This window comes from Roseburia zhanii (genome assembly GCF_014287635.1).
Classification (GTDB): domain Bacteria; phylum Bacillota; class Clostridia; order Lachnospirales; family Lachnospiraceae; genus Roseburia_B; species Roseburia_B zhanii.
Genome location: NZ_JACOPH010000025.1, coordinates 1 through 13214, shown reverse-complemented (window position 1 = coordinate 13214; position 13214 = coordinate 1). Strand labels below are relative to the sequence as shown.

Annotated in this window: 8 protein-coding genes; all 8 read right to left on the bottom strand. The window is 42.8% G+C overall.

Annotation, left to right across the window (positions count from 1 at the left end; genetic code table 11):
* Positions 1-104: 104 nt before the first annotated feature.
* The 8 genes from H8S17_RS15385 to H8S17_RS15350 all read right to left on the bottom strand — a co-directional run bounded on the left by H8S17_RS15385 (position 105) and on the right by H8S17_RS15350 (position 12999).
* Positions 105-692 (bottom strand): hypothetical protein, encoded by a 588-nt coding sequence (locus H8S17_RS15385; RefSeq protein WP_227700707.1) that lies wholly within the window; start codon positions 690-692, stop codon positions 105-107.
* 263 nt (positions 693-955) lie between these two features.
* Entirely contained in the window at positions 956-1093 is a 138-nt protein-coding gene (locus H8S17_RS15380) for a hypothetical protein (protein ID WP_007889061.1), read from the bottom strand.
* Between the two features lie 69 nt (positions 1094-1162).
* The gene (locus tag H8S17_RS15375) at positions 1163-1528 is read right to left on the bottom strand and encodes a DUF6033 family protein (protein ID WP_008118586.1); all 366 of its coding nucleotides are present in this window, start codon (positions 1526-1528) and stop codon (positions 1163-1165) included.
* A gap of 106 nt (positions 1529-1634) precedes the next feature.
* Complete coding sequence (locus H8S17_RS15370; protein WP_021960360.1) at positions 1635-2594, bottom strand: hypothetical protein; 960 nt, start codon at positions 2592-2594, stop codon at positions 1635-1637.
* A 439-nt stretch (positions 2595-3033) separates the two neighbouring features.
* Entirely contained in the window at positions 3034-11529 is an 8496-nt protein-coding gene (locus tag H8S17_RS15365) for a DUF3849 domain-containing protein (RefSeq protein WP_330595816.1), read from the bottom strand.
* An 85-nt stretch (positions 11530-11614) separates the two neighbouring features.
* Complete coding sequence (locus H8S17_RS15360) at positions 11615-11911, bottom strand: hypothetical protein (protein ID WP_118512081.1); 297 nt, start codon at positions 11909-11911, stop codon at positions 11615-11617.
* Between the two features lie 118 nt (positions 11912-12029).
* Positions 12030-12686 (bottom strand): hypothetical protein, encoded by a 657-nt coding sequence (locus H8S17_RS15355; protein ID WP_186867834.1) that lies wholly within the window; start codon positions 12684-12686, stop codon positions 12030-12032.
* 73 nt (positions 12687-12759) lie between these two features.
* Positions 12760-12999 (bottom strand): histidinol dehydrogenase, encoded by a 240-nt coding sequence (locus tag H8S17_RS15350; RefSeq protein ID WP_118592197.1) that lies wholly within the window; start codon positions 12997-12999, stop codon positions 12760-12762.
* Between the last annotated feature and the right edge of the window lie 215 nt (positions 13000-13214).

The following is a 13214-nucleotide window of genomic DNA, read 5'->3' as shown; positions in this document are numbered from 1 at the left end:
TTTCTCCCGTGCTGTTTACGCTCTTTGTACTTTTCGTTGTTGCAACATTGTTCTGATAATAACTCTGTCCTACTCCACTAATAGCCATTTTTAATCCTCCTTTATCAGCACTTTTTCATAATATCCGATAGTATGCTTGTTGCTGTTCCTTGTTTGTAATTTATACTTTTAAAGGCTACCAAAAACTTCTCTTTAGCCTGCTCCATTATTGATACTGCGGTTTTCTGATATTTTGTATCAAACATTTGAGCCTTATCTTGTGTTTTTACTTCATTTTGAGGGCTATTTCTACGGAAATACCATGAACTGCCTGCGTTTTCAAATGCTTTATTGGTTTGTTGACAGGTAATATATCCTTCTAAATTTGCCAGACGCATTTTAAAGGCTTCGTCCAATCCGGCTAAATCTTCGTCAAGTGTCAATGACCTTTTCCCCGTAAGTTCGTAGGAAACTTCACGATCTCCATTTTCATGTTCTTTTACGATTTCATTATAACGGGTTTCATATGTATCCATTATAGATTTCATCACATCTTCAACATTATAATTCCCGTCTTTTAATGTTAGGCTGCTAATATCCCGCATTGCGGTATAGTGTTCCCAAGCAACCTCATTTGTATTTTGTATTGTCAGTTCCCTGACATTGGTATAATCCGAATCGGGTTCAAATTTGCTTGCCATTTCCCGCTGCATATTTCTTCCTGCATCAGAAATAGAAAGATTTGCCTACTGCTTCACCATCTTTGAGATTGCTTCCCTAACAGTTGCTTTTCCCCGTATATAATTTGTAGTCGTTCCCAAATAATCATAATTATGTCCGACTCCATTAATAGCCATTTCCTAATCCTCCATTGTCATCAATTTTTTATATTGCCGCCCCTGCCCCCTTGCAATAAGTCCGGGCAGTCCGCAAAAGCAAAGGTTTATGCGCCTTGCGGAATATGAACAATTTCTCCTTATGCCTTTATATCAAAACTTGCCCCTGTCGGCGCAGATGTACCAGAAACCGCAGCTAAGAGGTTCTGCGTAACACTTTTTACATCAGTGCCAGTAGCTGATATTGTAAACGTTTCATCTTCTGTCAGCTTCTCCAACTGCGCCTTTTTCTCTGCCCGTCTCTTAGCTGCCTTTTCTTCTGAGATTTTTCTTTCCTCACGCTTTTTCTATAATCTTTCTTTTTGTTTCTTTTCCGCATTCAATGTAGTTGAATTTTGTTTTGAACCACTGGTTCTTGTCATACCTCCGCAAGTAACAGAAGCATTCCCATCGGCATCTATTACAGTTGTAACACCATGTATCACTGCATTATCAGCTTTGGCTTGTGCAAACATTCTATTCTGTCCCGGTACTGCACCAGTTAAATTAAACTCTACTTTCTTGGCAAATTCCGGATCATTTGCCATTTTCTTTAGACATTCGCTAGAAAGATTTATTACCACTTTATTTTCATTTCCACTCATAAGACTGCTACCCGTATTAAAAGTAATCTCCGGGAACTTTTTACACAGTTTCTCATAGTATTCCTGCACTTTGTCCTTGCTGTTTGTCTTTACCTCCGTTGCTACATTAGTGTTTCACACTCTTCTACTTCGAGAATTAATTGCTTTTTCATATCCTGTCATAAAACTCGCTATGTTAAACAATTCCACCGTGCTTATATTGCTGTTCCCGAAGCTTATCCAACGATTTTGCTCCATCCGGGCTATACAAATCCAATAATTCCAAAAAATTACCAGACTCCTTACACCCATTCAATATCATACGCATACTATCCGCATCTTTACCGAATAACATACCCAACAGACTCATATCATACTGATTTTGACTATCACTTAATACTCCCTGCTGATGTAAATCCTCCATAAAACCATAAGAACGAACCTCGGAACCTATTCGCATCGCCACATTATATAAATCCGGATCAACAGTATGAAGATAATTTAGGTAGCGTGTCTCAATATTTCTATTGGGCGTGCCGCTCATCATCCAATTTGCTATATCTTCCAAAGATGCACCTATGGCAGCATCATCAATCAAATGCATCTGCCATCTTCCGCTTTCAGTCTTTGTAAAGGTATATTTTCCATCCTCCGAATACAATGTATTTGACCATGAGTTTTTTGGAGCCGCCTGGTCTCTGACAAGCACTTCAAATGCATCCATTGCAACTCTGTCTGGGATACACTTTTTCTCATCTGTTGGTAATTCCATTTTCCCCAATGCTACTGCAGTTTGCACTAGTTCATAATCCGATATGTTTTCTCCATGATAAAAATAAGAATTTTGTTCTTTCAATTTATCAAATGATGCCGGTAGTTTTACTTCTGCCAACTGTTCTTTGGAAACCTCAGTCCAATCTTCTTTTTTCTTACTACCTGCGGTCTGCATCTGCACTCTCGAACCGTTTGTAATCTTTGTACCATATTTTGCATTTACCATATGTTCTGTTATTGTCACATGTGCAAACTGAAATAAACTCCTTTGGTTTCTTGTATTTCCGTAACCTTCAACTTTCACAGCATATGGAAATGATGACTTCGTATTCAAAACAGAGTAAGTACCTGTATAAAATGTATTTGCCGCTTGTATTCTCATAATATAACCTCCAATCCAAACAGAAACAGCGTCTATTTTCACATTCAATCCCTTGAAAACAGACGCCATCCTTAGCTCATAATATTTATCGACATTTATTCATTTTTCTTTACAGAATGGAACGAAACCTGAAATTTGGGCGTGCCTCTTACTATATCTGTAACCCTATAAGTTTTCGATACTCCTTTGCATTTTCACAATCTGATACAATTCCTGATTGCGCATCCAAGCAAAACGGTAACATCTGCCAATCCTCATTGCCACATGCTCCTACCAATAACAATTTTCTGCCATAAATGACCTCCATTTTGTACGATAAAAGGCAGCCACTACTGACTGCCCTTACATCAACTGCTATAACATTTTTAATAATCCTGCTTTTATTCCCAACCCGAATAGTGCTGACAGGTTGGGAATAAAGTTGGGAATAAAACTTTTTTTATAAAATCTGATCTTTCCCCTTTGCCTTATCCACTGCATCCCTTCCTGCAGGTGTCCCAGACACTCTTGCCTTCATTGCTGCGAGCCTTTCTTGCAATGAAGTCCGTTCTGCTGGTCGGTCTGACAGCTTATCATCCGTAACCGTTTTTCCAAGATTACTCTGCTTTGCTGGCATATCAGCAACCTCATCCCCTTTTTTATCCACCGATTTCACATCTTCATGTGTTTTTTCCGGTTCCGTGGCTTCGTCATCCATGCCAATCGCATCATCGCCCTTTTCATCCATGTTAAGCAAGGCATTAAGTTCTGCAAGACGTTCCAGTTTCTCGGAAAGCTCCGCTTCCTGCGGAAACGGCTTGTCTACTTCTGCTTTTGCTGTTTCAAGCTGATGTTCCACATTGGAAAGTTTCGTCTGTGCTTCCTCAAGTTGTGCTGGCATTGCTTCCAGTGCATTGTTGATTCTTGTGATATTTCCGAGCGGATCAGTGCCGACTTCCATCGGATGGCTCATGGCTCCTTTGACATTCATTACAAATTTATTGTTGAAAGAATCAAAAGTTACATTCAGCTTAAATCCAAGATATTCCCCTACATCCGCACTGGCATTGATGCCTTTGATTTCCTTACACATGGCTATGATTGCAGTTCCTGCTTCCTTTTTATCTGTATATGGCTTTCCTCCCACCTGCATGAAAAATTGTTCCTTATCCTCCGGCTTATTTTTCGCATATTTTTCCATATCAGCGGTAAAACCTTCGATACGTTCCTTGAAAATAGCGATCTGGTGCGGATAATGCTGTGTGATGTTATCCTCCAGCCTGTATTTCTGACTGGTATGGTTTGCCTTCATCAGTTTCAATTTCGATACCTGAATATCGAGATCCATCTTTTCTTTTATGTAGGGATTACCTGTTGCAAGTGCCTTAACCTCCGCATAAGAAAGTGCCGCTTCGTCCACATCCTCACAGCTTCGCACCGGGGATTTACTGGTCATGATCTGTCCGATAAATTTCTGCTTATTCTCAATGAGCTGCCATGAGTAACTGTCAAATGTACCTTCCGTAACATAACGAAATATCTTGACCTTATCATTCTGGTTGCCCTGTCGTAAGATTCTTCCCTCCTGCTGTTCAATGTCAGAAGGTCTCCAAGGCACATCCAGATGATGCAATGCAATCAGTCTGTCCTGCACATTCGTACCGGCTCCCATTTTGGCGGTGGAACCTAATAAAAAACGAACCTGTCCGCTTCTTACTTTTGCAAACAGCTCCGCTTTTCTGAGTTCTGTATTGGCATCATGGATAAATGCTATCTCATTCTCCGGCACTCCTTTTTTCATAAGCTTATTTTTTATATCCTCATACACATTGAAAGTGCCATCGCCCTTCGGTGTCGATAAATCACAGAAAATCAACTGTGCTGACTTCTGCTCTTTGGTATCTTGCCATATCTCATAGGCTTTCTCCACACAGGTTGCCGCTTTTGAATTTTCCTCATCCGGCAGCATATCGTTGAGCAGCCTCTGGTCAAGTGCCAGCTTTCTTCCGTCATTGGTAATCTTTAGCATGTTGTCCTCGTAAGGCTGTACCTGCCTGTCCCGGACTGCTTCGGCACGTTCCGCTAGGGACGCTACCATGTCTTTCTGGAACTCGCTCGGCTTTAGAACCACATTTTCATATTCTGCTTCCGGCACAGGAAGTTTTAACATATCCGGTGTCTGAATGTCCGCACTCTCCTTGAAAAGAGCAATCAGCTCCGGCAGATTGAAAAACTTCGCAAATCTTGTCTTTGCCCGGTATCCGGTTCCTTCCGGTGCAAGCTCTATGGCAGTCTGTGTTTCCCCGAAAGAAGCCGCCCATGCGTCAAAATGTCCCAGTCCCAGCTTCTGAAGCGTTCCATACTGAAGATAACGCATATTCGTATAAAGCTCCGTCATGCTGTTGGAAATAGGTGTTCCAGTCGCAAAGGTCACACCCTTGCCGCCTGTGATTTCATCAAGATACTGGCACTTGGCAAACATATCAGATGACTTCTGTGCTTCTGTCTGTGCGATGCCTGCCACATTCCTCATTTTCGTATAAAGGAACAGGTTCTTGTAATTGTGGCTCTCATCCACAAACAGCCTGTCTACACCCAACTGCTCAAAAGTCACGACATTATCCTTACGGCTCTGGTCATTTAACTTGTCAAGCCGCACCTGCAATGCTTTCCTCGATTTTTCCATCTGCTTAATGGTATAACGCTCCCCGTTGTCTCTTTTTGCCTGATCAATAGCAAGCTCAATCTCATCAATCTGTTTTTCGATTGTGGCTGCCTGTCTTTCCTGTGATAACGGGATTTTTTCAAACTGACTATGCCCGATAATAACGGCATCATAATCACCTGTTGCAATACGGGAACAAAATTTCTTACGGTTGGCGGGTTCAAAATCCTTTTTCGTTGCCGCAAGGATATTTGCTCCTGGATATAACCGTAAGAAATCACTTGCCCATTGTTCAGTCAGGTGGTTCGGCACCACGAATAATGACTTTTGGCATAGTCCCAGACGCTTGCTTTCCATTGCCGCCGCTGTCATTTCAAAGGTCTTTCCGGCACCAACGCAGTGTGCAAGCAGGGTATTATCCCCATACAGCACATGGGCAACCGCATTTTTCTGATGCGGCTTTAATTCAATATCCGGTGTCATGCCCGGAAATTTCAGATGCGAACCGTCATATTCTCTTGGTCTGGTGGAATTGAAAAGCTCATTATATTTTGCCACAAGTGTCTGCCTGCGCTCCGGATCATGGAATACCCAGTCCTTAAATGCTTCCCTTATCGCTTCCTGCTTCTGGCTTGCAATCATGGTTTCCTTTTTATTAAGAACTCTTTTTTCCTTTCCATCTTCCTCAATGGTATCATAAACTCTTGTGTCTTTCAGATTTAAGGAATCTTCCAGTATCTTATAGGCATTTACCCGGCTTGTACCATAGGTCATGTTGACAAGCGTATTTCCAAAATCAGCGTTTTTCCCTTTAATGTTCCACTCTCCGGTCACACCCGAAAACTGCACCCCAATCGTATCTCTGCGGAATAAATGCTCCGGTGTCTGGAACGTATCACGCATGAAATCATTGATATATTTTGGATCAATCCATGTGGCACCAATACGCACCTCAATCTCCGATGCGTCCAGCTCCCTCGGCTGTACCTGCGTAAGAGCCTGCACATTTGGAGCATATTCCGGATGATTTTCCGCATAGGTTGCTGCAATGGCAAGTTTCTCACGCACATTTCCGCTGAGATACTGGTCTGCTGTCTCCCAGACATCGGTAAGCGGGTTCTGGAAAATAACACCACGAAGCTCCTCAATCAGCGTATCCTTGTCCTTTTCAGTCAGCTCTGCCATATAATCAAGGTCGATTTTAGCTTTCTCTGCTAAAGATACTGCCAATGCTTCACTTGCAGTATCCACACTTGTGACCACCTCTGCCCTTTTAATGGTACGCTTCGTGAACATATCCGCTTTGCCCTTGAAATTGCCCTCATCATCAAGTTTTTCCAAAGAACACAACAGGCAATAACTGCTGTCCTGATTAAAGGCTCTCTTATTCGTCTGCGAATTGATCAGACCATATTTTTTCAAGAAGGAATCGTATAATGTGTTTAATTCCGCCTGTTTTCCCTTGATTGCCGCATCGGAATATTCCTCAAGCTGCATATCAATCAGCTCCTGCGTACAGTTACGGATTGCCACCATTCCCTTGATACGTTCTTTTGCGGTGTCTGATACTTCCACAGGCTTCATGACAGAATTTTCACGGTAATACACTTCATTCTCAACTACGGTATAGCTGAAATTTTTAACGGACGGATCAGCCGGAATACTCTGCCTGCTCATGTCATCCGCAAGCTCCTCATCCAGATCAATCGTATCAATCTGTCCTGTAATGTTTTCAAGTGCTTTTGCTAACTGCTCCGCAAAAGGTCTGCTGTCATCTGCCCTGCAGGTGCTTTCCATGCCATAAGGACCGGATACCATTTCCATCTTTCCTACGATCTGCTCCGGATGCTGTGCAAAGTAAGCGTTCATTGCAATGCCATCTGCATCCTCTCCCAGATGTACCCAGTCCGGCTCACGCTCTACCATGCGGTCACGCTTCTGGAAAAATAATATATCCGAAGTCACTTCTGTTCCTGCATTTGCCTTAAATGCGGTATTCGGAAGTCTCACCGCACCTAGCAGGTCTGCACGCTGTGCAAGGTATCTTCTGACCTCCGGACTTGCCTTGTCCATAGTTCCCTTACTTGTGATAAAAGCAACCACACCTCCGGGACGCACCTTATCCAACGTCTTTGCAAAGAAATAATCATGAATCAGGAAATTGTTTTTATCATACTGCTTGTCTGCCACCTTATACTGACCAAAAGGCACATTTCCGATTGCCACATCAAAGAAATCATTCGGATAATCAGTCTTTTCAAAGCCTTTGATCTGCACATCTGCCTGCGGATAAAGCTGCTTTGCAATGCGTCCGGTAATGCTGTCCAGCTCTACTCCGTAAAGCCTGCTCTCTTTCATGGAATCCGGCATCATACCGAAAAAGTTGCCGATACCCATGGAAGGCTCCAGTACATTTCCTTTGGAAAATCCCATTTTCTCCAATGTTTCGTACATCTGGCGGATAATGACCGGACTTGTATAATGGGCATTCAAGGTACTCTCCCTTGCCATGCGGTACTCCTCCGGTGATAGCAGTTCCTTTAACTGGTGATATTCTGCTGACCAGTTTGATTTGCTCTCGTCAAACGCATCGGCAAGACCACCCCAGCCGACATACTGGGATAAAATCTGCTGTTCCTGCGGTGTAGCATAACGGTTTTCGCCCTCGATCTGCTCCAACAGCCTGATTGCTGCAACATTTCTCTGGAATTTCTCTTTTGGAGAGCCTTCGCCCAAGCGATCATCACTGATATGAAAATTGACTGCGTTGCTTTTATCCGGTGTAGCCACAGATCTTTCCTGTACAGTCTTATTCTCCTCTGCCGAAGGTGTAAGCGGCTCCCATTCTCCGGTAAGCACCTGTGACAGCATTTCCTCTGTCTGTCGGTCTGCTTCACCATTCTCCAGACGCTCACGGGCAGACTGCGTATCTATACTGTCCAGTTCATCTTCGGTCTGTTCTGTAACAACATTCTGTTCCTTTTCATCAGAAAACTCCGCTTCTGCTTCCCTGCCACTTTCTGCAAGCTCATTGCCCCAGTCCATTGCTTCCTGCAAAGTCGAAAATGTCTCCAATGCCGGACGGGTGGTGTCTGCCGTATCATAAATAGCATATCCGTCCACTTCCTTATCAATCCAAAGAAATACTCCCTCTGATAAGGTGGCACTCCATTGTGTCGGATTGCCATATTCATCATCTGCATCATGTACCACATGCCACGCTAATTCCTGCACTTCATCCAGCTCTGCAATACCATCCGTCCCCTCAAAGCGTGAAAACACTTCTGCTTCGTGCCTGTCAATATCTTCCTCTGCAATGGCATTGGTATAATCGTCCTCTACTTCGCCACGCTCCGGCTTATGGTCATATTCAAAGGTTTTCCCATTGACCTGCGCATAATAAAAACTGCTGTCCTCTATGTTATTTCCAAGCAGGTATTTCTCTTTTTCACTGCCCCACTCATCAACCAGAACACACTCATATCCATCAATCGTGATTCTTTGCTGTGCTTCCTTTTCTTTTTCCCGAAGCACATTGATATATCTTCTCGCCTGATTGGTAAATCCGTCCAATACCGCCGGATGTGAGCTTAGAATCAGATCGTTGTTCTGCCACTCATTTTCCGCAACAATGCCCTTTGCCCAGTCCTTATTGTTCCGTGAAAAACGACCATCATAATCAAAATGCGTAACCGTATTTGCAAGAACAAATTCCACACAGTCAATGCCATATTTATCTATGATCTCATCTGCGGTATTCCTCGGAAGAACAAAACCATTGAATTTCTCAGCAATCAGTGCATCAATGTCTTTCTTACACTCTAACCGCTGTCCATGCTCCAGACGGGAAAGCTCTCGCTGTCTTGCTTTCTCTGCCTGTTCTTCCTTGTATGCCTTATAGTTTTCTTTCCCCTGTGGAGATAAATATTTATCCTCATGGATCAGCTCCCTAAGCCGTTTTTCCACAACATTCCAGTTCAGAAGCACTTTTGCATACGGATTGCCATAACTGCCTTTCTCCAGACGGATACCTTTTCCATCATGTTCATTATGGGAATCATCATTGCCCGGCAGTCCACCGGAACCACCGCCAATGCCATATTCATTTTTCAGAAAAGCAACTGTTTCTTTCTGGTCATGTCCTTCCATGAAATACTCATAGATACGGAAAGCTCCATGCTCATAGCCGCTTCCTCTGCCAAGTGCATAGTCGATTTCATCCTGTGTGATAAAATCTTCCTGTGCTACCTCCACCGCATCCGGCAATGGAAATACCAGTCTCTCCCTGTCAAGGTCTGCTATCTCCGATAACAGATATTCCGGTGATTTCACATGCCGCCATTTTAATTCTGCTTCTCCAGAAGCAAGGCGGTTTGCCGCATCTTCCAAAATATTTTTAAGCTGTTCCCTGCCCTCATGTGTGGAAAGCAGCTCCATGAGTTTTGCTTCACTTTCCGGATAATTTCCTGCCTTTAAGCCAAGCTCCTCCGGCATTTCATCCATGCCATCCCGCAGAAAGAAATAGATCTGGTTGGCAACACGATTTCTCTCCTGTGTATCCACAAGAAATGCTTCACTGACACTCATATAAGTACCATTTTCGATCATAGAACGGATATGGCTCTCCACATCTTCCCAATCCATCGTAACAATCGGTGTTTCCCTTGCCTGTGTTCCATAGCCGACACTCATGCCATGCTCATCGAACCACACCGATACCGGATTCCCATTGATTTCAAAGCCTTTTCCGGTCTGACCGTATTCATTTTTCAGAAAATCCACCATCTGCTCGGCATTTCTGCCCTCTGTGTACTTTGCAAAAATACGCTTTCTGCTGTGCTGTTTTCCTCCGCCACTCCTTAAAATGGTTTCAAGCTCATTCTGTGGCAAAGAAAAAGCAGCGGGCATGGTATATTTCATACTTGCTTCCGCTGCTGCGACTGTTCCGACCTGCTCCTCAAAAGAAGGAAACAGGCTGAGTTGTGTAAAGGTAGATTCCGGTGCTTCTCCCCGGAGAAGATCATCTGTGTCTGTTACAGACTGTAAACCAGTTCTCCCAGAACCACTTCCTCTGCTCGGTTCCGAATGCTGTTCATCTTCGCTACCCAAAGCATCTGCTCGGTTTCCTTGAGCTGTTCTGTCACTCCCTCGGTTGCCGCCATCTGGCTTGTCAGCTTCTCCATTCTCTCCTCTGCCTGCTTCTGAATGGTCAGCAGATGTTCTTTCAATGTCCCTTTCAGAAGAAACGCTGAGTACACGCCCCTGTGGTTCTCCTTCAGATAAGTCTCCCTCATCATTCCGTACTTCGTTACGGTTCCCTCCGGCTGAATGTCCGCCTGTAATGTCGGTATCAGATAATCCCCGTTCTTTTCGTATGTCAGATTCATCTCTATTGCCCCTTTCTACGCTGTTTGGATTGTTGTCACTATATTCCTCATGTCCGCTTTTGCTTTCACGCTTTAACGCATTGTAGTCTATTTCAGAAGTATTTGCAAGTCCTTTCTGCGTTAAATTTTCTGTTTGTTCCTGTTCGTGGCTTCTGTTATATGCCCTTATGGTTCTTCCAATCTCTAAAAGTACCGGTTTTGCAAGCTCATTGGCTGCATCTCCAAGTACTGCAAGGGTGTCCATGGAATTAAATTCATGGATAAAATCGAAAGAAAATTCCGAACCATACTCCTGCATATCTGCACCACAGGCAGATAAAAGTGTAAAGGAAATGCTGTCCGATAATGTCTCCCTCAAGCGGATACCGACATTCTGCTCGTCCAGTCCTTCTAAAAAACTGCCCTCGATCATGTACTGCAAATCCGGCAACAATTCCTCATAATAATCTGCCGCAATCCTCTCAGCTATCTCCATAAGTCTTTCTTCAAACAGCTTCTTATCATCGGTAGCACCATAAGTCTGCTCCAGACGCTTAATTACATCTTCCTTATGTTCCTCATGTAATTCCCAGAGTTCCGGATACCGTCCGATTCTCCTTGCCGCATGGACATCTGAAACATCAAATACATATTTCAGACGCTTTCCATGTGCATCATCCTCGTCCAAAAGTGCGATACCTTTTGCCCCTTTGTTTACCCAGCAGTGCATACGCTCATTCCACAGCTCTATGGAAGCACACGCTGTTGCGTCCGGTCTTTGTGCATAGATTAAAAGCTGTTCCCGGAACGGATACTTGTATAATCTCGCCGCTGTAGTTAGGTATTTCATCCATTCCTCACGATTTTTGACAACCTCGGCTGCTGTCTCCTTTGCCAGAGCCGATATAAAATCATATTTTCTCACGCAGTTCTCCTTCCTGTCATAGATACGACAAAAAGGCAGCCACATACACTACATGACTGCCTTTCCTTTATTTCCCGTTACATTCCTATTCTGTTGTACCAAAGCTGAAAGTCTTACTCTCAGCCGTTTTCTTAGGCGTAAACCTTGCCTTAATTTCCGCAACCCTCCCCTCTAATGCCTGAAACATAGCGTCCACCTGTTCCTGTGTATACTCGTAGGAACCTCGATTTGCAAGATTCTCCAGCCTGCCAATGGCATCAACCGCCTTATTCATGCGGTACTCGCCAATACGGATAAACTTCTCCGCCTTTGTCTCATTTTCCTTTGCTGCAGGTTCGCCCTGCATTTCCTCTGCTGTCATTGTTACATTTGTTTCTTCCATGTGATTTTCCTCCATTTTTGATAAAAAAAGAGCGTACAGGTTTTCCCATACGCTCTGACGCTGTGTTGATATTAAGTTTTGTGTGGTATTAGTGTTGCACCGACAAACTTGAAGTTGTTTATCCAAAATGAAATGGAATAACCATATCAAGTAAAACTGCAAGAACTATACTAATTGTTCCCATTAGCGCAGAACTCCTCAATGTGTCTCTCCTCAAAACAATAAGTCCAATAATAAAGACTATCACTTCCAAAACAGATTTTGCATTAAAATACCAGCATCCATATACAAAGCACATATTGAACAATACTGCCAAAATCAGCGCCGATAGTATAAGTGCCAGTTTGCTTTTCCCCCTTGCATACCAGCAGGCAAAAGACAATAATGGAGAAACAGCTGTAAATCCAAACCAAATCACCGCATAACTTCTTGGAAAAAATCCTGCAATATAGTTTGAATACAAATAGTAACTTGCAACCATACCAATAAAGAATGCAAAAACATTAATGCTTGCTCTTATTGCAGAATTGCTATAAATAGAAATACACAGTGCAATCAATACCCAGATTGCAAAACGTCCAAGGAAGTTATGAACATCTAATGCTGCATCTATTGCCATAAGCCCACTGGGAAGTTCAGCTTGACGAAAATCCAAAAATTTTGAAAAAGTCCCCAAAGCTATTCCAAGGAACAATACAGCTATAGTATTTATAATTTTTCTATTATTAGATATTGGTTTTTCTACATTCCTGATATCATTCAAAAACTTTATCATAATTACCCTCACAACTTGCGATTTGCAAATTTCTTTCTCTCATAATACCACACTTTTTTCATCATAGATACAGCTATTTCTGCTTCCGAAATTCTTCTAGTATTTTTTCCTCCCTTTCTCGTTCCTCGCAATATTTCCAGAAATCGTCCAAAAATTCATCAACAGATTTTTCCGGTGCTTCTGTCGGTTCAAGTTCTTCCAGCCTTTTTACAATTTTTATAACTTCTTCGGCATCAAATTCCTCATCGGTTGCTACCAACGTATAATAGTCAAGTTTTTCTTTCAGCATATCTATTTCTTTTTCCTTATTCATGCCAAAGTCCTCCCTTCACTATATACATGACAGTTTTCGACAAAATCTTACAAATTATTTTGGAATTGTTTTCTTCTATTTGTCCTTTTTCGGTGGAAATTCCATCTTAAACTTATACTGGAATCCCTTGATTTCTTTACCATCTTTCGTATAGGAAAATTCCTGTACACTCTCTGGAATCAGGTACGCATCATAGCTACCCTTCTTGCCTTTTA

What these genes read in the sequence shown, in the direction of transcription:
- H8S17_RS15385 (WP_227700707.1), bottom strand. Translation starts at nt 692, where the DNA reads ATGCAGCGGGAAATGGCAAGCAAATTTGAACCCGATTCGGATTATACC.
- H8S17_RS15370 (WP_021960360.1), bottom strand. Translation starts at nt 2,594, where the DNA reads ATGAGAATACAAGCGGCAAATACATTTTATACAGGTACTTACTCTGTT.
- H8S17_RS15360 (WP_118512081.1), bottom strand. Translation starts at nt 11,911, where the DNA reads ATGGAAGAAACAAATGTAACAATGACAGCAGAGGAAATGCAGGGCGAA.
- H8S17_RS15355 (WP_186867834.1), bottom strand. Translation starts at nt 12,686, where the DNA reads ATGATAAAGTTTTTGAATGATATCAGGAATGTAGAAAAACCAATATCT.
- H8S17_RS15350 (WP_118592197.1), bottom strand. Translation starts at nt 12,999, where the DNA reads ATGAATAAGGAAAAAGAAATAGATATGCTGAAAGAAAAACTTGACTAT.